15 protein-coding genes, 1 pseudogene and 1 riboswitch are annotated in these 22,929 nt (G+C 42.6%); of the genes and pseudogenes, 13 read left to right on the forward strand and 3 right to left on the reverse strand.

Features of this window, described 5'->3' with window-relative positions:
- Positions 1-4: 4 nt before the first annotated feature.
- On the reverse strand, positions 5-937 hold the full coding sequence (locus tag DOT_RS01005; protein WP_242833737.1) for a DMT family transporter: 933 nt from the start codon (positions 935-937) through the stop codon (positions 5-7).
- A 163-nt stretch (positions 938-1,100) separates the two neighbouring features.
- Positions 1,101-1,251, reverse strand: a riboswitch (FMN riboswitch).
- 766 nt (positions 1,252-2,017) lie between these two features.
- Here DOT_RS01005 and DOT_RS01010 point away from each other — a divergent pair.
- The 4 genes from DOT_RS01010 (at position 2,018) to DOT_RS01025 (ending at position 5,479) form a co-directional block, all read left to right on the forward strand.
- Positions 2,018-3,538 (forward strand): L-lactate permease, encoded by a 1,521-nt coding sequence (locus tag DOT_RS01010; RefSeq protein WP_009612924.1) that lies wholly within the window; start codon positions 2,018-2,020, stop codon positions 3,536-3,538.
- Between the two features lie 294 nt (positions 3,539-3,832).
- The gene (locus tag DOT_RS01015) at positions 3,833-4,243 is read left to right on the forward strand and encodes a hypothetical protein (RefSeq protein WP_009612925.1); all 411 of its coding nucleotides are present in this window, start codon (positions 3,833-3,835) and stop codon (positions 4,241-4,243) included.
- Between the two features lie 551 nt (positions 4,244-4,794).
- Positions 4,795-5,109 carry a nucleotidyltransferase domain-containing protein gene (locus tag DOT_RS01020; RefSeq protein ID WP_009612926.1) on the forward strand — a complete coding sequence of 105 codons (315 nt, stop codon included), beginning with the start codon at positions 4,795-4,797 and terminating at the stop codon, positions 5,107-5,109.
- Positions 5,081-5,479: a nucleotidyltransferase substrate binding protein gene (locus DOT_RS01025; RefSeq protein ID WP_009612927.1), complete on the forward strand. Its 399-nt coding sequence runs from the start codon at positions 5,081-5,083 to the stop codon at positions 5,477-5,479. The genes DOT_RS01020 and DOT_RS01025 overlap by 29 nt, the downstream gene beginning before the upstream one ends.
- Before the next feature lie 263 nt (positions 5,480-5,742).
- Here the strand turns inward: DOT_RS01025 and DOT_RS01030 are convergent, their stop codons facing one another.
- Together DOT_RS01030 and DOT_RS01035 are read right to left on the reverse strand one after the other, a co-directional pair.
- Positions 5,743-6,909, reverse strand: a complete 1,167-nt coding sequence (locus DOT_RS01030; RefSeq protein WP_009612928.1) for a C4-dicarboxylate ABC transporter — start codon at positions 6,907-6,909, stop codon at positions 5,743-5,745.
- 87 nt (positions 6,910-6,996) lie between these two features.
- Positions 6,997-7,947 (reverse strand): PocR ligand-binding domain-containing protein, encoded by a 951-nt coding sequence (locus DOT_RS01035; RefSeq protein WP_040410880.1) that lies wholly within the window; start codon positions 7,945-7,947, stop codon positions 6,997-6,999.
- A gap of 228 nt (positions 7,948-8,175) precedes the next feature.
- Between DOT_RS01035 and DOT_RS28150 the strand changes: the two are divergent.
- From DOT_RS28150 to DOT_RS01070, 9 genes and pseudogenes are all read left to right on the forward strand, one after another.
- Positions 8,176-8,283, forward strand: a pseudogene (locus DOT_RS28150) (YjbQ family protein); the annotation flags it as partial.
- Between the two features lie 523 nt (positions 8,284-8,806).
- Positions 8,807-8,950, forward strand: a complete 144-nt coding sequence (locus DOT_RS30125) for a hypothetical protein (protein ID WP_009612932.1) — start codon at positions 8,807-8,809, stop codon at positions 8,948-8,950.
- Positions 8,951-9,032: 82 nt separating this feature from the next.
- On the forward strand, positions 9,033-10,214 hold the full coding sequence (locus DOT_RS01040) for a DUF5009 domain-containing protein (RefSeq protein ID WP_083823879.1): 1,182 nt from the start codon (positions 9,033-9,035) through the stop codon (positions 10,212-10,214).
- A gap of 198 nt (positions 10,215-10,412) precedes the next feature.
- On the forward strand, positions 10,413-10,766 hold the full coding sequence (locus tag DOT_RS29450; protein ID WP_242833736.1) for an antibiotic biosynthesis monooxygenase: 354 nt from the start codon (positions 10,413-10,415) through the stop codon (positions 10,764-10,766).
- Between the two features lie 466 nt (positions 10,767-11,232).
- The gene (locus DOT_RS27610) at positions 11,233-13,503 is read left to right on the forward strand and encodes a cell wall-binding repeat-containing protein (protein ID WP_009612943.1); all 2,271 of its coding nucleotides are present in this window, start codon (positions 11,233-11,235) and stop codon (positions 13,501-13,503) included.
- Positions 13,504-13,746: 243 nt separating this feature from the next.
- A complete protein-coding gene (locus tag DOT_RS27615; RefSeq protein WP_009612945.1) occupies positions 13,747-18,006 on the forward strand; it encodes a cell wall-binding repeat-containing protein in 4,260 nt (1,419 codons plus the stop codon).
- Positions 18,007-18,167: 161 nt separating this feature from the next.
- Positions 18,168-19,658: a hypothetical protein gene (locus DOT_RS01060; RefSeq protein WP_009612946.1), complete on the forward strand. Its 1,491-nt coding sequence runs from the start codon at positions 18,168-18,170 to the stop codon at positions 19,656-19,658.
- Between the two features lie 471 nt (positions 19,659-20,129).
- Positions 20,130-21,551: an APC family permease gene (locus tag DOT_RS01065; protein ID WP_009612947.1), complete on the forward strand. Its 1,422-nt coding sequence runs from the start codon at positions 20,130-20,132 to the stop codon at positions 21,549-21,551.
- 23 nt (positions 21,552-21,574) lie between these two features.
- A partial coding sequence (locus DOT_RS01070) for a glutamine synthetase family protein (protein ID WP_009612948.1) occupies positions 21,575-22,929 on the forward strand: 1,355 nt, incomplete at its 3' end.

Below are 22,929 nucleotides of genomic sequence, written 5' to 3' on the forward strand. Positions count from 1 at the left end.
GCACCTAGCATGCTATATCGGAAAGGTGAGAAGTGGACGTCTGCGGTAGCTCCGATTCATTGCGCAATCGCGATAAATGTAGTACGGCCATCCAGATGATGGCAAAACCGATCCATTGGCCAAGGTCGATGGTCTGATGTAATATAAGCCAGTTGAGGAGCAGGCCAGTTGCAGGGAATGCGAGCTCTGCAATAGTTGCATGAGAGGCCTTGACTCCATTCAACCCTCGGTAATATAGCAGTAGACTCAATAGACTTGGCACGATGGTTTGGAACAGTAGGTTTGCCCAAACCGGTGCCAAGCTTAGTGCCTGGCCGAGGCTGTGCCAGTTCGGGTGTTGTAGTAAGATGATGAGAGTCAACAGCGGCAGTGCAACAGCAAATCTTAGTGCCGTTACGGTGCTAAACGACACTTTGCCAACGAGGCGTTTGCCCATAACAGTCGAACCTCCCCACAGAGCTGCGGCTCCTATGGCATACAACGATCCCATGAGCTGCTTGCTATCGCCGGTAGCTGGAATGTGCAGGCCGAAGGTGAGTAGGTAGGCACCGATGAGCACCACAACCAACATCATCCAGAAAGCCTTCACCATGCGCTCTCTGAGTATCCAGGCGGCGAGAAGAACCGTGAAAACGGGTTGCACCTTTTGCAGGATAAGCACCACGTTCGGATTACCGTACGTAAATCCGGCAGTAAACAGGATGGAGGCCAGAGCCGATCCGCCCCATGCGATGAGCAGGACGGCTAACCAGTCGCCGCGATTCAGGCACTTGAGCTCATGGCGCTTCCAGATGAGCACGGGCGCTGCGAAGAGCAACAATAATATGTGCTCTAGCCAGACAATCTGGGAAGAGGTCACATAGTTTAGCAACGTCACGATAAAGACACCGTCGAGTCCCCACATAGCAGATCCAAGGGCGATCCACCATATGCCCATGTGGAATGTTTGTTTTTTCTGGACCAATTGAAAAACCTCCATTACTGATCTGATATTTGAATTGAACCCATAATACGAACGGAACGGTGTGCATGAAGAAGGCCTCGAGAAGTTTCTCGAGGCAACAAGTTCAACTAGGAAAGACCTCTTAGTCTAACCCAGTTTGTTCCTTCTCTCATCCGGACTATACCGTCGGCCTTGGAATTTCACCAAGTCAATCGGCGCAACAATAATGGTTACGTCGAGTCGCGGGCTGAATTGCACGGGCAATCGTCACCGCCGGTAGGGAATCTCACCCTGCCCCGAAGGTTCATATTCAGTTAATGAAGTATAACATAATATAGAAGACAGTGGTAGCATATATCTGGAGCATGGCCCGCCTAGCCCGACTTGAAAGACTCGGTTGGCGTTTTTTTATCCGCATTCGTGAGAGTGAATTTTATCGCAGGTTTTGCAATCTTTTGTTTGCTATCATTTATACAAATAGAATAACTGCTGGCAGGGTTTGGCAGAAAAAAGCAGGATTATGTTATGTGTAAACTGTGCTAAAGAAATTTTCAATTGGCTTACTCAAAGAATGCAGAGAAATAGGAGGAAAGTTCAATAGCAATAGACAGACGAAGAGATGACCATTGTATGGTAGCCTCTTCTTCTGTCTATTCTGTTATCGATTTTGGCCTATGTCGTAGAAATGCAGCAAATCTTTTTCTTCTAAGCACCCATAGATAATGAAAAAGCTTAAATAGAGAGGAATATGATGATTGAGGACAGTCTTTGGGTTGTTTGTTTACACCAAATGTAGTTTTTATTTTGAATGTTAAGATTTTTGCCAATTATGGAGGCTCGTAAATAACAGTAAATTAATAAATTTGAACAAGTGCGAGTCGCGTGCTATTATTTAAATTGGTATGATGGTCAGACCTGCTATTAGCTTAATGTTAAATGTTTGGGGGGATTCAATGAACAGTTAATTTGTCAAGAAAAAGTGAATAATTTAAATTTTAAGCTAAGTGTATATCCTCTAATTATTCTAGAAAATACGAAATGAGACTTTTAAACTGAAATAAAGGGAGAAATACTATGAACTTATATGTACTATTTTTCACGGCTCTAATCCCAATAGTATGGCTAATGATTTCGCTTGGGGTTATGAAATTGCCAAGTCATAAAACCTGCACAATTACATTATTCATAACCATCCTGCTCGCTGTTTTAGTTTGGAAGATGCCCATTAATCAAGCTCTTACCGCTACTCTTGAAGGATTTGCTATAGCCTTTTGGCCGATTATTATCGTCATCATAGCAGCAGTGTTTACATACAATCTCTCGCTTTATACAGGAAGTATGGAAGTCATCAAGAAAATGATGACAAGTATTACTACCGATAAACGAATTCTTGTCTTGATTCTGGCTTGGGGTTTCGGAGGATTTCTTGAAGCGATAGCAGGTTTTGGTACTGCAGTTGCAATACCTGCAAGTATTATGGCTGCGCTAGGCTTCGATCCGGTATTTGCGGCAATTATATGTCTGATTGCCAATACTACCCCAACCGCATTTGGGGCCATCGGTTTACCTGTAACAACATTAGCTCAGGTAGCAGGACTTAATGCATCAACCTTAAGCTACTCAGTAGGGATTCAATTAGCTGGTTTTATTATCATATTACCCATAATATTAGTAATGCTCACTGGTAAAAGTGTCAAAGCTGTAAAGGGTGTTTTCTTTATTTCGCTTGCTTCTGGGTTAGCCTTTGCAATTCCCGAAGTTCTAATAGCTCGTTATATGGGTGCAGCGCTTCCGGCACTCCTCGGCTCAGTTATCTGTATTATAGTGACGGTCGTGATAGCAAAAGTATTTTATAAGAATACTACTTCAGAAATAGAGCACATTTCATTAAAACAAGGCTTCCTTGCTTGGGTGCCTTTCATGCTGGTACTTTTGTTTGTTCTGCTCACAAGCTCCTTATTCCCGGGCATAGAAGGACCATTATCCTCCATTGAAACAACATTTAAAATATACACAGGTCCTCACGCTAAACCGGATTCATTTTTGTGGATCGCAAATCCTGGAACCCTTATCATTATTGCAACGTTTATTGGTGGCTTAATTCAAGGTGCAAAGTTTCTTGAAATCTTTAATGTACTACTCAAAACTTGTAAGCAGATGATAAAATCTGCCATAACCATCTTGGGGATTGTAGCTCTGGCGAAGGTTATGAGTTATAGCGGAATGATTGCTTCCATTGCAGTAGTGCTTGTAACAGCCACAGGAAGTTTCTACCCTATCATTGCCCCTGTCATGGGTGCCCTAGCAACTTTTGTTACAGGCAGTGACACATCGGCAAATATCTTGTTTGGTCCCTTACAGGTTCAAGTGGCAAACAATTTGCACATGAGTCCTTACTGGTTAGCAGCAGCAAATACTGGTGGGGCTACAGCCGGTAAGATGATCTCTCCCCAAAGTATTGCTGTTGCTACTGCAGCAACTGGAATTGTTGGATCTGAAGGCAAAATATTAAAGGCCACTCTAAAATTCTGTTTTGCGTATGTTTTCTTCTTGGGAATGGTTGTATACCTTGGAGCTCGATTCTTTGGAATGTAATATTTGTATAAATCTGCTCATCTCTTGATTTAATCTCCACTAGCTTGATCGAACTTAAAGCATCTGCTGAATCAGGCCGTTACATTTTGGAGTACAAAACTTTAATAATCGAGGTATTTCACGTGGGGACTACATGATATTTCTCCTGCCGATTTCATTATATTTCCGAGACTAATTCACATGGCGTATGTCTCTGTTATCACGTATAGTGATATTTCACAACTTTAATAACATAACTTCCCAGTATCTTAATTTATATTAAAGCAAATTGTAGAGAAGGGAGTGTGATATTTAATGAGGAAAATAAACAATCGCATTTATCTTGGCATGATATCTGGTATTGTCGGCTTCATAGCTTTAACCATCCTTGATGTTATCTCATCAAGGGTGAAGATTTCACAACGATCTTTTCGAACGACAGGAGCAGGAGTGTGGCTATCTTCCCGTAGACAAGCTGATAAATGGCCAGGACAAATACTTGGAGTAATGATGAATATCGGATTAAGCATGGTCGGTGGAGTATCCGTGGTAAAACTGTTAACTACTTTTGGACGAGATAAACTAGTTCCCAAGGGTTTATTTTTTGGAGCTACATTTGGTTCAATCATCACAACTATTCTTAGTGGTTTAAGTAGTAACAAGGTAAAACCAAAAGATGCTTGGAGTAATCTCTCATATATGATTTCTCATTTTGCTTTTGGTTAGCACCAATCCTCACTGCCGCTAAGATTGGTGACAATTCACTGTTTAATACTCCGCCACAAAATGATTATTCTAAATCAACGAAGCAAACAACAAACAACGAAAAGGAACGAATGGAAACAATATTCAACCTGTTTACTCAGATGTAAATCACAATCAAGAAGAAACAACATTTATTTTATTTGTTTTAAGTTACTTTTAACCACGACGTGATAACATAGATCATGTCGTGGTTTTTCTCTTTACTCTCATCTTACCCTCCCTAAAAATTAATATTGTTAATTAACGCTATAATCACAGGCTATTTCACTTGGGTTTTCATTTTTTGTCCAGCCTTCAGGTAGGATTTAACAAAATGCTGCAGAAATCAAAATATCAGTTATGAAAAGGTCCTTTCTAGTCTGATAAGAAAGGATCTGTATTTTTTCTCCGAGTTTAAAGAAGGCGGACAAAATGGAGTTAAGGGTCATATAGTGTGCATTGAACGTTTGATTGCCCTCAATACCGTGGTATAATATGGTGAACAAATGAACGCTTTTTGAGGAGGCTCATGAATGGCTTTTAATATAGACGAAGGGTTAATTCGAAGCATCCGAGAAATTGGTCGAAATTATGCCGTAGAACAGATCGTTCTTTTTGGGTCACGTGCAAGAGGGGATCATAAGCCTGTAAGCGATATTGATCTAGCGGTTTTGTTATTGCCAGAGTCTAATTGCACTGGGCGATTGACCAGTGATATTGAAGATCTTAATACACTCTTTAAAATAGACACCATATTTATTAATGAAAACATTGACCCTAAATTATTGGAGAATATCAAAAAAGAAGGTGTACTTCTATATGAGCGAACCAAACATAAAAGTCAATAATTTCAAGAATGCACTTTCCAGATTGAAAGAAGGGATCGTCAAATATAATGGAACTGATGATCTATTAAGAGATGGGGTAATACAGCGTTTTGAGTTTACCTTTGAGCTTGCCTGGAAAACCTTAAAGGCAGTCTTTGAAGATGAGGGATTAATAGGTTTAAATTCTCCGAAGATGGTATTACGAGAGGCCTTTGCGGCAGAGCTTATTAAAGAGGATGAATTGTGGCTGGCCATGCTTAATGACAGAAATTCAACTGCACACATCTACAATGAACATCTGGCTATTGAGATATGTTATAACATACAAGAAAAATATATCATCGCACTTGAGAATTTGCTTGAGAAAATTGAAAAGAGGCTTAGTGACTAATCTGGATGGAATATAATGATCATAATTCTTTAGGTACTATAGATCACATGTTTCTTATTATATAGATCAAAAACCTATAAAAGTTTATGCCTGTACCAAAATGGTATAGGCTTTTTTTCATGTCCCTTTATTACAAGATTGTTACAATTTGGGCATAAACGAAAACTTAATTATGAAATGGAATACCTTAATGAACTTAACAAACTGTTGCTGCAAGCGGGATTATGGCAAGATACGAATCGCAGGATATTCAATATTAAAACTTACGGCTCTTTTAAATCAAGCGCACCGGTACAGACTCGAACAAAGGTATTACTGAATACCATGATCCAGCAAAATGCCAGTAACCAATAACAAAGGAAACCAAAGAGCCTGACAGCCTCGGACTGAAAAAGAACAGAAATTAAATAGGTAGCACCTGTATAAGCGCCGAGGGGAAAGGTGAAGGCCCACCACGATAAAGCATAGGGCAGGTTCTTTTTAAGGATGTACATAATAGTAATCACACCAGCTGCAATCAGCCACCAAAAACCAAAGCTCCAGTAAAGCAATCCGAAAAGATTAAGAGTGGGTGTTACCAGACTGCCTAAAAAGGGTGCACTAACGGACCCTAAGTTCAGCAGTGACATTGTCCCCGCCCCGATTGGACCCAGATAAATCCAAATAGTAGGAATTAAAGAGCCGGGCAGGGGAGGAACCACGAAAAATCGATAGATGCAAATGACCGCAATCAACATAAAGAGGAAAAAACCAGATCCCCAAGATGCATAATTAAGTATGAGCAATGACTTTTGAAAGGACTGTGGCCAGTACGGAATCAGTTTAGCTCCGGCAATGGGAACCACAATTAAACTCACCGGGGGCATAAACCACGCCGGATTAATGTCTTCAATAGTTATTGTATTCAAGACATTAAGAATCGGAATGATGAAAGCTGTGGCTAGAGAGAGAACTCCTCCAGTAATCCATAAACCTTGAGCAATTTTCACCACTAAAGCCGCTCCAATATAACCTGATCCCAGCAAAAGAAAGTCTGCCGCCAAGACTAAGCAGGCGATGGGCAAGGTGGCGTAAAATTGCCCAGTAACGGGGTGCTTGAGATCCCTGAGTGCGTTGTCGTAAAATATTATCCAGCGCAAGGTCCAGGGGACTATGAGGACGAGAAAGAGAACGATATTGATGATCCATAGAAATACCGCAACGTTGTTCAGCAATGACCAATAACAGGCGTAGTATTTACTTGTGACAGCGAAGATTCCCGTTCCCATGACGGAAGCAAACCAGGTAGGGGAAAAATTCTTTATTACCCCTGGGAATTTATTCGTTGTGAGCGGTATATTCATCGTTATAACACCTTCCTTGGGGCTTTGTTTGGCCATTTCTCGAATATAAATTTTGCCCCTGCAAAGTATTTTAACTGGTTTTGTCATTTCTTTCTCTGCACATTATTTCTATTATTCTGGATTACTTTTTGAATATTAATTAAAGAAAAATACCGGTCCCTAAGGCCGATATTATTACGAAGTTTGCCGAGATTCATTTTCCAATAAGTTTTTTCGGTAGAGGCCAGGAGGGATACCGATTATTTCCTTGAAAACCCTGGAAAAATAGTTGGCGTCCTTAAATCCAATTTGCTGGGATATTTCAGATATAGATACGGAAGGATTTTGTTTTAAAAGTTCCTTGGCTTTTTCTAACCTGGTTGTTATTAAGAAATTCGAAAAGGTTTGTTTCTGTTCTTTACTAAAGAGATAAGAAAAATAAGTTGGGCTCAGATGAACCTGCCTGGCTACTTCTTCAAGAGTAAGTTGTTGAACATAATTTTGTAAAATATATACCATTGCCTGTTGAACCAACTGACTAGACCGGGATAACGGATAATCCTTAAAAGAACACTCGGTTCTGGCTCTTTCTCCGGAATGATTCTGCGTAATGAGGTTATTACCGTGTGTAATCCCTAATTTAAGAAAATTGTTACTGATGGTATGAAGGGCTGTACCAAGAATCAGCATTTCTTCATGCTTTTTGATAGGCATCTGTTCGTAAAATTGTAGCAGTTTTACCTCATTCAAATTCATGTCTCGGACTCTCTTTAAGATTTCTCTGCTATCATTTAACATGTTATTAATCCTGATTTCTCCTGTCGCTAGGGCTCCAAGGAATTCCCGCTCACCATGAAGGGGAACTGCGAGTATATACAAGCCCGCATGGCAAGGAAAAAGATGGGCTTGATACGGGTCGAGATGCACGCACTGACGCACGGAAGCCCTACATCTTTGCAGACCTTCTGGGTGAGCACGAATCAGTCGGCAGAAATTGTTTTGAGGTTTAGTTTTTGGTGTAAGGATATAATCTCCGCTGCAGCTGACAAATTTTAACCAAAGCTGATGTAGGGCGCTAAAGTTGTCCAGTACTGGTTGGATTGTGTCAAAGTTTTGGCGTAGGAGAACTGTTTGACTTGAATCCAAGCTCGTCATCTCCATCTTATTTAAAATTTTTACGGAAATTGATATTCTTTCTCACCTGTACTCGAATGATATTTGCTATATAGGGTGTTGGTGGTATCTTGATAATCTTAAGTTTAACATAAACGGTAATTTGCCAGAAGGAGTATTTTCGAAGGATATAATTCTTAGGATAATTGGATAAGGTACAATTTTTTGTTACAGCCTTGTTCGTGGCTTCCTTACGGAATTGTCATTGTTTATGACGGCCAATTGTTCCTAGGCTGCTGGCAGGGTATTTATTTTTGTGAGTTTGACGGTCCTAGGACGTGTAAGTATTATGTGAAAATTCTTAAGTAATAGACAATAGATTCTTTCTTGACTTAGAAGAAGGGATCTATTTTATGTAATAGCTGCAACATTTTTTTGTTGTTTTATTTGCCGAAGAGAATAATTTGAAAAATTTGATAATTGAAAAGAGAGGGGCTTTCCGAGATAAACTGCTGCTTAAAGAAGGTTATCGACGATTGAGGGGTTGAATCAAATTGACAGAAAAAGATTTAGCAGAAGGGAAGCCTTTGTAGTATCCGAAGATCTCTTTGATGAGCTCTTTTGTGATGCCTTTGGTCCAGATCAAGCGCGAGATTTTAAGGGTATAACGATTATCCAAAGTGTAGGTTTGCGATTACCAACTAGGCTATGAATCCTGATCTTGGTAAATGCGGAATCACAAAAGTACAAGTGTTAATAATGTCTATGACGTTATCGGACTCAAAATAAAGGTAAATATTCATTGCTGGAGAATGACTTCCATGTGCCAATAAAGGAGGTTTAAGCTAACAAGTTCGTATTAAGTCTATAACACAGACAAGGGGGCGATATATTGAAGCAGTATATCATAGTAGGCAATTTTATTGTGGAAGACGAAAAGAAACAAAGGATTCAACTGTCTTCCAAGGGATCCACTACAGGAGAATCATTAGCAGTTTATGAACCATTAGCATTGCCGGAAGAGAGCCTAGCATAAAGGTTGATCCTGCTGAAAAGGTCGGTTCGCCCTTCCAAAGAACAATTGATAGAACGGTTATATAGTCCCTATAGCCCTTAAAATGGAAATAATTACAGAAAGCGGAGGACTTAATGACATGGAAAATTCAATTGCCCCTGAAGAAAAGGGCAAATTTGGTCGCTTAAATTGTATTGATGTCTTCAGAGGTATCGCAGTCGCAATTATGCTCATTGTCACTAATCCGGGAAACCCCCTACGTAACTACCCACAATTAAGACACGCAGCCTGGAATGGATATACTGTCGCAGATTTAGCATTTCCCTTCTTTATGTTAATCATGGGGATGGTTATCCCTTATGCTGTTGATAAGCGTATCAAAGAGGGAAAGTCAAACTTAAGCATTTTCAACCATATACTCATCAGAAGTATCGGTTTATTCTGTATTGGGATTTTGTTAAACGGGTTTCCAGTATATGATTTATCCATAATACGAATACCCGGAGTTCTACAGCGGATAGCGATTGCTTATCTTTGCACCGGGATTATAGAGTTAATCGTCAAGGCCACTGTGAAAAAGAGTTACCTACAAATAATTGTTGAGAGCAGTTTAGCACTCAGCATTATTTCCGTCTATTCAGTACTCTTGATTAAGTACTCATTTCCAGACTATAAGAACCTCGTCCAGACTATTGATTTATATTTTTTGAAAGGGCATTTATATACCCCGGATTGGGATCCTGAAGGCATTTTAACGACATTTTCATCCATCGCTACGGCAATTTTCGGTTCAATTGCTGGTAACATCTTGTTCAACCGAGATAATAAGGCTCGTAAGAAATTTATCACTATTTTCATTTATGGGGTTGTCACAATAATCGTTGCTTCAATAATCCAACGATGGTTTCCTTATAATAAAAATCTATGGTCGAGCTCCTATGTTTTAATCACTGCCGGGATAGCATATCTAACGATTTCTATGTTATTTCTGGTCATCGATGTGGCTGGATTTAAGGCGTTATTTAAGCCCTTAATGATTCTAGGAAGTAACCCAATCTTTGTTTATGTAGGCTTTCAAATAGTCTGTAAAACGCTTTGGCTTATTCCCATGGTGAATTTAACAACCGGTGATTCCATGAACTTAAATGTATGGATTACGACACGGTTTTTTACTCCTTGGGCTGGTGATCGATTAGATTCCTTCTATTTCTCCTTGTTTTACACCATTTTGTGGATAAAGATAGTGAGCAGTTCATCTAGAAAGAATTCCTATATTAAATTGTAAGCCCCTCCCGCTCAGAAACTTTCACCCATGATGCTCACGTCCTAATCGCTCATGCTAATTTCTGGAGAATTCATAGGTACGTGGTTAAATGTGGTAATTATTTTTTCTTTAGAAAGAAAAATTGCCTCGTGTTGAATATCTACAAAGAAGAGTAAATTCATAAATCGGCGTTTCGAAGGCGGATACTCAGTGTTCCGAGTGAAAAAAACAAAGGAGTTGTGTGGAATTGTTTACTTTACTGGCAACCTTAAAAGTAAAGCCTGGCAAAGAGGCCGTAGTGACCGAAATTTGTACTCAATTGCCAAGAAGGTTCTTTCTAACGAAGAGGATTGTTTGATGTACATACCCCATGTGGTCATGAATGACCCAACTGAAATAGTCTTCTTTGAAAAGTACAAGGATAAAGAGGCTTTCAAAGCCCTGGGAAGTTTAATCGGCAGTGGCGGCAATGTTAGACATACAAAATGTAATAGAAGCTTTCGTGCGTTGAAGCCTCCGATTACTTTAAATAATACATTGTGTAAATTTTCAAGACTCCGTCCTTTAAACTGACACGTATGGCCTAATGTTTATTTTTCTGGCAGAAAAATGGTTGCCCTCCCAAAGTAGAAATTTACTCTACTATGGGAGGGCTCTTTCATGTTGTGTGAGGATATAGTTTTCAGTTTCGGTTCACTTTATGTATGGACTCATTAATTAAATTCTGATTGTTCTAGTTTGCGTTTTTCGCCGAATGCAACCTCCTAGCTATACTTTCTATATATTATGGATCGCGAGGACTTTTCAGCCTGTTTTCAGGCTGTTGATGTTGATTAGGAGGAAAGACATGGATTGGAAATATGAAAAAGGTGAATTGATGTGTGAGACTACGTTATGCGTAACGAAGCGTTTTTGTTGAGACCTTTCCTGGCGATTGATTTAACAAGTATTACCATCTAGAGTACAAAGGAAAAGTAAAACAAAAAATCGAATTAATTCGTTGTGATTGCAATAATGATTCATAACGAGGAGGAAGGTAGTGAAACGATCAAACAGAAGACAATTAGGGATCCTAATTGTTCTTAGTTTAATGTTATTTACAATTTTTGCACCAGTAAATGTATTGGCCGAAACGAATACAAATACGTTGCAAGCTACTGATTTAGGAAAACCTGATTCCCGTTTCGGGGGAATAGACCAGTATGAAACTTCCGCTAAAATAGCTGAAGCCGGTTGGAAGGGAACTAGTTATGCTGTTGTTCTTGCTGCTGGAACGCAACCCAACCTTATTGACGCTATGTCGGCTGGTCCCCTGGCGGCTATGCTAATGGCCCCCCTTGTCTTAACGGACAGCGGAAATCAGTTAAACCCTTTTGCTAAGGCTGAAATCACCCGCCTGAAACCCCAAAAAGCTTATATAACGAGTGGACTGGCCGTCATTAAACCGGCAGTTCTGGAAGAACTAAAATCGATGGGAGTAACGCCTGTTGAATTAGGCGGCTATGACCAGTATGAAACGGCTGTGAATATTGCCAAAGAGATGCAGTCGCTGGGAGATAAGTTTACGAAACTCTACGTTGTGGCCGGTTGGGTTAGTCCTGCCGATGCACTTTCGATCGGTTCGATAGCTGCTTCCGAACAAACACCAATTTTAACTACAACGAAAAATGAACTTCCCGCCAAGGTGAAAGACTATGTGGACAGTCTCAGTGGCTCAATTACGAATAGCTATGTAATTGGCGGGACAGCCGTGGTTTCTGATGAGGTCAAGAACAGCCTCCCTGGCAATCAACAACGGTACTATGGTAATACGAAATACGATACTAATTTGGACGTCCTTAAAAAGTGCGCCGATAAACTAAAAAACCAAGTTGTTTATATTGCTAACGGCGAAACCCTTGTCGACGCCCTAGCCGGGGTTCCCTTAGCGGCTCTGGATGCGGCGCCAATCATTCTTACCGCTAAAACGATGGATCCCGCTCTCCTGAATTATGCCAAAACAAACCTTTCCCTAAATGTCATTGCCTTAGGTGGAAAAGCCGTGGTTAATCAGGAAACTTTAGATCAGTTGTCGTCTTATGAGAACAAAAATCCTGCGTTGAAGATTACTGCACCACAGGATGGGGCGGTATTGGACTATGATGGTGAGGTAACTGTCACATGGGCTGCAGTTCCTGGGGCAACCGGATATACGGTAGAAGTCCATGATTTGGACAATCCCTGGCCCTACCTTGCCGATTGGGTTACAAATATACCGGCTGGCACTCAAACGTTTACTTTACCCAAATACCGTATTACGACTACGGGTCATCATTATGTTATTACAGTTCACTATGAAATGCCGATCGATCCCGATGTTGGCTCTGCTGGATTGGGATCAATGCCTCCAATTCAGGTTCAGATCGGAAAAAGTCCTAACATTTCCCCCTTGGTCATAACCTCCCCGGGCTCTGATGCCACGTTTTCCTTCGGGACACAAATTCCACTCCAATGGAACGATCCATCTGATGCCAGCAAACTCAATGCTGAGGTCCTAATTCAAGGTAATATTATCACTGAATTTCCCATCCAGAACGGGCAGGATATCTCTCAACATTTGTATCAAGGAAAAAACCATGTCACCGTTTCCCTAAAGAGCGACGACGCTGTTTTATATCAAGGCTCTCTGGATATAACGATGATCCCAAGCTCGCCCATGAGCGACACCCCAGATATTTTGACTCCAAGCACCGGCTCAACAATAGACCCGAACCATCCTCTTACTGTAACTTGGAAACCCGTCGCGGGGGCGACAGATTACAGTATCAGTGTCTATAGAGAAGACGGTTCTATAACTCAAGGAGTAGGTTTTTTCCATACCGGTACCTTGACAAGCTTCCAACTCTATCCTTTATCCGATGGTCAATATCATATGTTTGTCCGAGCAGAGGTTGATAACCTCCTGCGAGACGGAGACCTAATTACTGTTAATGCCCCAAAAGCTGATCCGAGTATCGTTTCGCCGCCACCTCTTAACATCATACCGCTTCAGATTGTGTCACCCACCAATAATATTACAGTAACAGGGAACGAACCGGTGATTCTAAAGTGGAATGTTCCCAAATTCGCTACGTTCCTAAACGCTGATGTTAGAATAACTTCATCGCTAGGTTATACTTCGGGATATTACAACGGAGAAAATATAAACAGGGCAATACAAAAGGATATGAATGCCTTGACTCCGGGAGTTAATCACGTCACTGTGACTCTCAGTGAATCGGGTGACATTACGCAGTATCAAGGTTCCGTCGATATCATCTATAATCCATAGGTAATGCTCACTCTATCCTTTTATTTTCATCCAATAGTGAGACTCCCACTTCTACAAGTGGGAGTGGTACCCCGTACTCTGCTTCGGTGACGAAAGCCTCCAGTGGAGGGTTTCGCCGAGCCGCCTTTTCCCAATAGGAACACTTGGCGGCGAAGGAGGTAGACTCCCCCACCGAAGACTCGATGTTCAACTTTAGTTGAACGAGTTCACATGTTGACGTCGGCCTGCAGGAGGAAGAAAAATTTGAAACATAATAGCAAAGACAAAGATTTCAGATATGGAAGAATTCAAGCCAGTTTCACGGCGGTCTTGACTATAGTCGCACTGCTTTGTTCTCTTTCTCTACCCAGCATCATGGTTCTTCCGCAAACGGCCTATGCTTCAGGTGCCAAGATTACCGCCATTAGCGCTAATGAGGCTTATGCCTTAGCTATGAAAAGCGACGGTACGGTTTGGGGATGGGGAACTGGTCCCTTGGGAAATAATGACGCCGATTCAAACTCGGCGTTAGTTCCTGTTCAAGCAAAAAATTTGACTGATGTTATAGCGATTAGTGCCGGGGGTGATGTCGCCCTCGCCCTCAAAAATGATGGGACTGTATGGAGCTGGGGATCTAATCAATATGGTGAACTAGGAGATGGCTCGACTACTAACAGGAATAGCCCAGCGCCGGTTCCAAGTCTCAGCGGAATTTCTGCGATCGCGACAGGTTATAGTTATTGTTTGGCCCTCAAAAATGACGGAACGGTGTGGGCTTGGGGGTCGAATCAGAACGGAGCATTAGGAGATGGGACTACCGACGACAGAAAAACTCCGGTTCAAATTTCTGGACTGAGTGGTGTTGTCAGCATTGCCGCTAATTACCATTCCAGTTATGCTATCAAGTCCGATGGAACTGTGTGGGCTTGGGGCTTGAATGATCAAGGTCAGCTGGGAGATGGTTTAAGCAAAGATCAATGGTTGCCGATCAATACGGGGCTTAGTAATATCAAATCCCTAATTCCAGGGGGATTTTCTTTAACTGTGATCAAGCAGGATGGCTCATTATGGCAGTTGGGGCTCAGTGTCAATGGCTCGGTAAGCAATGATGTTGAATACACTCTGGTTCAAGTACCGGGGCTTAGCCATGTTGTGTCAGCAGCTGCCGGACAAAACAATTTTATGGCGATACTCCAGGATCAGACCGTCTGGACTTGGGGTAATGCGCTGCCTGGGTACGGGTCTATGAATACAGTCACTCCCCAACCGGTGCAAGTGCAGGGGCTAAGTGGAACGTATAGTGCCGTTGCTTGTCTGGGTTGGTACGACCTCGCGCTCAAAACGGACGGCACAGTCTGGGCTTGGGGAAATAACATGAATGGCGAACTGGGCGATGGTACTAAGGACAATCATTTCGTGCCTAGTCAAAATTTCGCAGATAAAACCCCCATGGCGGCTACGGTTGGTAATGTATCCTTGGTGAATACACTCTACAGCGAGCCGTATGCAATCACGATTCGTTTTACAAAACCTATGCTTCAATCGACATTTAACACTCAGGGTAACGTCACCCTCAGAGATGATCAGGGCCAAGAAGTCGCTCTAGATTTAACCCAAGAAGGTCCTGACTTGGGTAGAATGCTTATTAAGACAGTGGCACCCTTGTCACTGGGTCAGCATTATACTTTGCACCTTGCCAACCTTATGGATCTTGATGGCTTAACCTTGCCGGACTATACCTACGATTTTACAGTCTCACTTCCTTTCAATACTTTTCAAGGGGGAGTTAGCGCAGGGGACTCGCATAGCTTGTCTGCCGGGGAATATGTCATGGCTTGGGGAAGCAATACCTATGGACAATTAGGGGATGGAACCAATATTCAGAGATCGACCCCGGTCCGTGTTCAAGGGCTAAAAGGCCAGGCATCTTCGGTTGCTGCAGGAGGGACTCATAGTCTGGCGTTATTACAGGACAAAAGTGTGGCAGCTTGGGGCAATAATGACCACGGTCAACTTGGAGACGGGTCGTTTACAAACCGCAATACGGCGGCCACGGTGAACGGACTCAGCGATATCGTCGGCATAGCAGCGGGAGAACGGCACAGCTTAGCTGTCCAAAGCGATGGTTCTGTGTGGGCGTGGGGAGATAACAGTTCCGGACAATTAGGGGATGGCACATTGAAGGAACGCTCTACCCCAGTAAAAGTTAAAGGTTTAAGTCAGGTGACCAAGATTGCTGCCGGAGGAGACACCAGCCTGGCAATCACAGCCGATGGCAAAGTTTGGGCCTGGGGTAATAATCAAGACGGTCAACTGGGAGATGGTACAACCAATAACCAATCAACACCGGTTCTCGTGCCAGGACTATCAGATGTTACCACTGTTTCTGTCGGATGGACTCACTGTCTGGCGCTTAAGAGTGACGGAGGGGTATGGGCCTGGGGTGACAATAGTCAGAGTATCCTGGGTACAGGAAGTGCTGACGCTTATTGTGCGGTACCCACGCAAGTTAAGGGCTTATCAGGTGTTACGGCTATTTCTGCTGGGAACCAATTCAGTTTGGCCATGACTAATCAAGGCGTTGCAGAAGCCTGGGGACGCAATGATTTTAATCAATTGGGCGATGGCAGCGCTGCAAAATTTGAGTCGACCCCTGTACAGATCAAAAATATGCCTCTCGTGCCTGTAGTGGACCAAAGTATATCTGCCGGTGGATATCATGCGCTCTGTGGTACACTGGGCACGAGGTCCTGGGGCTATAATGCGTCTGGACAATTAGGACTGGGCATCACCGAACACATTTCCATACCAGAGGCAATATCATCCCCACCAACTCCGGAGTACTTCCGCAAAGCGGGTCAGGCTGCGCCGGATACCGCTTCGGAGATTGCCCAGACTGGCTGGGCGTATGGCGCAGAAGCAGCGATTCTGGTCAATGAAAAATCTTATGCGGATGCGTTGCCAGGGACGGTATTAGCCGCAGCTGTCAATGCCCCTATTCTTCTGACCAACTCCCAACAATTAAGAGCAGCAACGCTTGATGAACTGCAACGCTTGAAGCCTAAGACAATCTTCATCCTGGGAGGCCGGGCGGTTGTATCAGCGCAAATTGAGCAAACGTTAAAAGCTGAGTATCAAAACGTTATCAGGATTGGCGGCTATGATCAATATGAAACGGCGGCAATGATTGCCCGCTATTTAAAAGAACAGAACCTAGCTGCTCCCGGCAAAGCCGTTGTAGCCTATGGTGAAAATTTTCCGGATGCCTTAGCGGTGTCCTCGTTAGCAGCGTTTCAGCATATTCCTATTCTCTTGACTAAAACGCACAGTCTGCCCAGTTTTACACAGGACGCCCTCCAAGTGTTGCAAGTGTCGAAGACAACGGTCGTTGGAGGAACTGCCGTTATTAGTACTGAGGTTGCCAACCAACTCCCGGGGATGGAACGTTTCTCAGGCATGGATAAATATGCTACGGCTATTGCCATTGCCAAAGGTATGAACGCCGATCTGAATACGGTATTTGTGGCCACAGGAGAGAACTTTCCTGACGCTTTAGCAGGTTCAGCTTTGGCGGCTCGAACTAAAAGTCCGATTGTCCTTGTGAACAAAGTATTGCCGACTGTCGCTGATAACTTTCTAAAATCTAATATCGGACGGATTAGAGAAATGATGGTTTTAGGGGGAACGGGCGTTGTGTCTGATAAAGTGATGGAGTCGATTGCGGATACCTTGGATCCAAGTCATCCTGCGATGCATATCCCGAATGCTTCTCCGCCGACAGTTGCGCCTATTCCTTCAATGCCCCCTGCTTACGTTCCAACAGTGACCGAACCACAAATTTTAGGGGCTTCCAATCCCGACCCCAGTCTCAAAGGACCCTATGAAAATGGGGGTTCCTTGGATAAACTCTGGGACGACTGCGTTTATCCCAAGCAAGATTTAACCCTTAAATGGTCATCGCTTTCAACTCCGAATTATCTTGTCAGAGTGAGTGATTCCAAAAACGGGGTCGTCTTCTGGGCTTATGTTGGTGACGTAAACACTTACACGTTGTCAGCGTCAATTTTTACTGAAGGAAACGATTGTCGCATATCGGTTGCAGGAACCACTGGAACTGATCGCTTGGCGCCTGGTTACAAGGAGTGGTATATTCAAGCAGGTTTTTACCCTTCATCCGGGGTGCTCGTGATGATTCATACGTTACAGCCACCTACGATTACTTCTCCTGCCAACGAAGCAATTGTACCTAAAAAAGATTTAACTATAACCTGGGATAACCCTAATTGGAAAGACCGTTATGGCATGTTGCTTGTTTCATATCGTTACCTTCTTAAAGATTTGACAATTAATCAGTCAGGAGATGGTTTCTCAGATCATGAGATCGGCAGGAATAGTTTAACTATACCCAGTTCAATGCTGGCCACGGGCCACACGTACAGGCTTGGAATTGAAGCAACGATCGGAGGCTATAATTTTATTCCGGCTGATCGCCAAATTTCTGAGACAACGTTTACAGTGCGTTAATCACCTTTGAACTATCGCCGCGCCTTCTCTAAACTTCAACATTTGCTGTGCCTAGAATATACCTTTATAATAGATATAAAATAAAAACGTGGGTCGGTTATCAAGGCATAATACCGCGACTGATAGTTTAACCGCCTAGGGGTAGAAGGACAGGTACGTTCATGGAAACCAATCTATCACGACTGGGATATTTAATGAAGTTGTTGGAGATCTCGGGAAGGGAACTTGCTAATGAGCTTGTGATTGATATCACCAATATTAGCAAGTGGAAAAATAATCAAAGAAAGTTAACCTATAAATCAAAATACTCCCGTCAGATTGCTGAATATTTTTTGCAAAGCCCTTTGCAGAATAAACACACCAAAATTATTGAACTTCTCAGGCTTTCTATGCCGGATTTAAATACCGATAGTTCCCAGCAACTCATCGAAGCCTTGCGTATTTGGCTCACGGAACAAGATTCCGATGAAACAGATATCCTAAAACTGCAGCCTTTGAACAGCCAAAATCCGGTTAACGGATACCTAACTCAGTCAATCGTCTATACTGGGTATCTAGGGATTGAGGAGTCTCTGGAAGAATTCTGGAAGTATACACTTCGAGTTCCGCCTGGTCAAGAAATTTTACTTGCTGATTACCGGGATATCAACTTTGACATCGAAGATCAGGCCAGAATTGAGCGCCTCATGAGGTTATTTATTAACGCTGCCAAGTATGGACATACCATAAAAATCATTGACTGTGCTACAGATGAGGCCAGGCCCTATCTGGCAATTTTCCGTTGGTTGCCGATGTATCTGTCTGAGAATGTGGAGGTCTGGCGTTTTCCTGATTACTTTAAGAGAGAAACAAGAATGAGCACGTTTGTTTTACCCAATGAAATGGTTTTAAACAGCCTGGCCATCGACTCTTATCCAGACGAGCATCAGAATATCCTTTTCAAGGATAAAGCAACCGTCAGCTTTTGGGAAAAAAGTGTTCGGGCCACCTTAATGAAATCAGAGAAAATGATTGAAACAATTTATAGCTCTGACGTTTTGAACATGCTTGAAATTCTGGATCGTTACTTGAAGTCCAGACAGTTAACCTACATGTTAAATCCTGTCCCTACATTTCGAAATATGAGTGTGGAATTGTTAACCAGTATTCTCAGGGAAAACCAGGTAGAAGAAGAAATAATAAATATCTGTCTCGAAGCCAATCGAAAAACACGAGCTATCCGAGAGCGGTGTCAATATCTCCAAATTTATGATTTAGATGCCATTGAAGCGGCGGTTTATAAGGAACGCCTAATTGATTATGATTTATCCGTCATCTGTGGTAAAGAAATACTAGTATCTAAAAAACACTTGCGTTTGCAACTTGAACATCTGCTCAGCATCGAACACACCAAGGATTATTCGATTACCTTAACCTCATTTTCCTCGTTAGGTCTGATTACAACCCAGATCAGCATGATTGTACAGGATGACAGCCTGGTTGTCGCCTGGAACTCAGAAAAATATTCACGCCGCATGTATTGTCGTGAAATTGTCGTTGTGAATGGCTTTTACACCTATATGGATGAATTATGGAAGGCGATACCTCCTGTTTGCAAGAGCAAAGAATGGACGGATAAACAGTTTAAGCGGTTAATCGAAATGCTCAAATAATTATTAAAGGGAAGGAAAGAGAAATCCTATATTGGCAAAAAGTTGGCATAATTAAATATAGAATTTGTTATTGACAAAATATTGGCGACATATTAAGATGATAGCAATTAGTTCATCATTTCAAATGACAAAGGCGTTATTTGAATCGATTTCGGTCGATTCAGATAGCGCCTTTGTTTTCTTTATACTAGTCAGAAAGTAACTTCGTTAAATACTTTCTGGAAGCATAAGTGCAACTAAGGCGGTTGCCTTCGCGAGGCTAACAAGAAGGCTAATCCGTGCGAAGACAGTGTCTTCGTGGGCGCCCGCCAAGTTTTCTTTATCTGCAAAGGAGGTACGGTTATGAAGATTAAATGAAGGTTACTTCTTGCTCAACGCTTTGATCATGATCGCTTCGATTACCAAATAACAAGGGCGATATTTGAATAATATTCAGGTTGCGTCCTTGTATTTTTAAGGGAGGAAAATGAGATGAGAAGTACAAAGAAATTAGGTTTATTTAGTGCTACAGCAACAGGTATCGGTTTGATTGTCGCCACAAGCTGTCTCGTATCTTTGGGAACTGGAGTAGGTTTAGCAGGTTCAGGTTTTGTCTTGCCTCTAGCAATCGCTGTTATCTTAAACGTATTTGTCGCTTTTTCCTTTACGGAACTTCATTCCCTGATGCCTAATGTTGAGGGCGGTCTCGGTCAGTATACGGCAACCGCGCTCGGACCGGTTCCTTCAATCATTTCCAACGTCTCTGCCTACGTACTTTGCATGGCTTTTGCAGCGAGTGCCGAAGCTGCTATGTTTGGCATCGTGTTCACCCAGACATTTTTTCCCGGTTTGAACCCGGCGTTGGCCAGCGCAGTCTTAACGATCCTTTTACTGATTACGAATATTCGGGGGATTGACATGTTTGCCAAAATCCAAAACCTGTCCGTCGTGCTGCTTGTTGGGTCACTAGTTGTGATGGCCTTCATCAGCTTTTTCGACTTAGGTACAGGTCAAGTGGTAACTGCTGCCGCCCAAACAACACCAGCAATCACCGATGTTCCCGGACTAGCCGGACTTTCGGCTCTGGCATTCTGGTTATTTATCGGGATCGAATTTGTCATTCCGATTTCCAATGACTTGAAGAACCCCAAACGAGATGTTTTTCTCGCGATGGTCATTGGTTTGGTTATCTTGTTCGTGGTCCAGATGTTTCTCGGTTTAGGTATGACTCATTATGTTGTACTCTCCGATCTGGCCAGCGCACCCATGCCGCATATGTTATTTGCTGAAAATCTTATGGGATCTGTCGGAAAGTATTGGATGGGCTTTGTGACAATTTTCGCAGTTGTCAGTACTCTGAATACCGTCCTGGCCAGTTGCACCAGAATCATGGCCGGAATGGCTCAAGGAGGTATGCTTCCCGATTTATTTGCAGTCGAAAACAAGCATAATGTTCCCTACGCCGGTATCATTCTGCTCAGCGTTATAATCATAGCAACCGTGTCATCTGGACTGGGCTCATCGAGTGATTTGGTTACTGTGATTCTGACTGGTGCTTGTTTCTGGCTGGTTGCTTACATCATTACCCACATCAATGTATTGGTTCTGCGCAAACGATACCCGGCCATGGAAAGAAACCGAAAACTCGTGTTGCTAGGGTTACCTCAAGTGCTTGGAATAATCGGTTGCCTGTACATGATCGCCAATATCAGTTCGGATCCGGATGCTAAAAAGCTAATTTTTAAGATCTTCGGTATTGCCCTCCTAATATTGACGGTCTATTCCGTTGCCTGGGTCAAGTTCGTGATGAAGAAAGGCATTTTCGAAGCAGTGCCAATTGAGGAAGTTCTCAAGGGCGGGCCGGTCGCTGAAGAATCCCTGGAATTGGTACAGCCAACTGTTAAAGCAATTTGATTGAATTCAAAGGAGATGATTCTATGGCTCGCGATAGTTTTACCGGCAGTATAATACATACCTTTGAGGACATTAAACATTTGATTAAAGAAAACGATATTGAAATGATTCGCCTGGAATACACAGATATATTGGGTATTAACCGTGGGAAACTCATGCCCGTGGAAATGATTGACGAAGTATTTGAGAATGGGATCAGTTTTGGTGCAGGCAGCCTATGTATTGGATTTGATAACAGTGTTTCCCTAAGCAAAGGATTTCTGGAAACCATCGATGATATGAAGGTTGTTGCCGATCCATCGACTTTTGTTGTTTTGCCCCATGAAAAAAGAACCGCGTTATTGCTGGGAGATATGTACTATCACGGTCAACCAATGCAACAATCGCCCAGGGCGTTTCTCAAGCGCATAATCCAGGAATATCACAAACTAGGTCTGGATCCGATCGCTGCCAGCGAACTTGAGTTTTTCGTTTATAGGAAACAGCCTGATGGCAGTATTGAACCATACACCAACCAGCCGGCTAATTGTTATACGAGCAATAAACGCAGTGACCCCCTCGACTTCTTGTCGAAACTGACTAAAACGTTTACAAGAATGGACTTTAATGTGCTCTATATGAACCATGAATATTATCCTAGTCAGTTCGAGTATAACTGGTCACACGCTAAAGCACTTCGCTGCGCTGATGAAACAACGTTATTCAAGGGTATTAGTAAAGATATTGCTGAATCAAACAATATGATGGTTACCTTTATGGGAAAACCTAAGATTGCTGACGGCGGCAGCGGATGTCATTTTCATATCTCCCTTAATAATTTGGAAACCGGCCAAAACGTATTTGGTGATGCCAGCAAAGACGATGGTATCGCTGAGATTATGAAATATTTCATAGGCGGCATTTGCAAACATGCCCTGTCCTTAACGGCCTTCCTGGCACCCACCGTCAATTGCTACAAACGTTTTCAGCCTGATTCCTTTGCCCCCATTTATATCGGCTGGGGTTATGATAACCGAACCACTTATATCCGGATACCGCAGGAACGAGGCAAGTCCACACGTGTGGAGGTCCGAGCTGCCAGCGCAGCAACCAATCCCTATCTTGCTTTAGGCGGCATGCTTGCAGCAGGATTGGATGGAATTCAAAACAAAATCGAACCACCGGAAGTGATCACCACTGATCTTTACCACGATGAAGCACGACAACAGGAGGTAGTGCCTAGGAGCTTGTTTAGAGCGCTGGCCTTATTACAACAGGATCAATGGCTATGTGATTGTGTAAATCATGAATTGATCGATATTTTTGTGAATCTAAAAACTCGAGAAGTTGACAGTTTTGCCAAATTTGTTACTGACTGGGAATGGGATACTTACTCCTA

Origin of the sequence: Desulfosporosinus sp. OT, assembly GCF_000224515.1 — a bacterium.
In the GTDB taxonomy this organism is placed as follows: Bacteria; Bacillota; Desulfitobacteriia; order Desulfitobacteriales; family Desulfitobacteriaceae; genus Desulfosporosinus.

Bases quoted from the DNA above. Each gene is read 5' to 3' on its own strand.
- DOT_RS01020 (WP_009612926.1), top strand. From the start codon at position 4,795: ATGGCTTTTAATATAGACGAAGGGTTAATTCGAAGCATCCGAGAAATT.
- DOT_RS01060 (WP_009612946.1), top strand. From the start codon at position 18,168: ATGGAAACCAATCTATCACGACTGGGATATTTAATGAAGTTGTTGGAG.
- DOT_RS01015 (WP_009612925.1), top strand. From the start codon at position 3,833: ATGAGGAAAATAAACAATCGCATTTATCTTGGCATGATATCTGGTATT.
- DOT_RS01030 (WP_009612928.1), bottom strand. From the start codon at position 6,909: ATGACAAAACCAGTTAAAATACTTTGCAGGGGCAAAATTTATATTCGA.
- DOT_RS01040 (WP_083823879.1), top strand. From the start codon at position 9,033: ATGGAAATAATTACAGAAAGCGGAGGACTTAATGACATGGAAAATTCA.
- DOT_RS01010 (WP_009612924.1), top strand. From the start codon at position 2,018: ATGAACTTATATGTACTATTTTTCACGGCTCTAATCCCAATAGTATGG.
- DOT_RS01025 (WP_009612927.1), top strand. From the start codon at position 5,081: ATGAGCGAACCAAACATAAAAGTCAATAATTTCAAGAATGCACTTTCC.
- DOT_RS01005 (WP_242833737.1), bottom strand. From the start codon at position 937: ATGGGCATATGGTGGATCGCCCTTGGATCTGCTATGTGGGGACTCGAC.
- DOT_RS01065 (WP_009612947.1), top strand. From the start codon at position 20,130: ATGAGAAGTACAAAGAAATTAGGTTTATTTAGTGCTACAGCAACAGGT.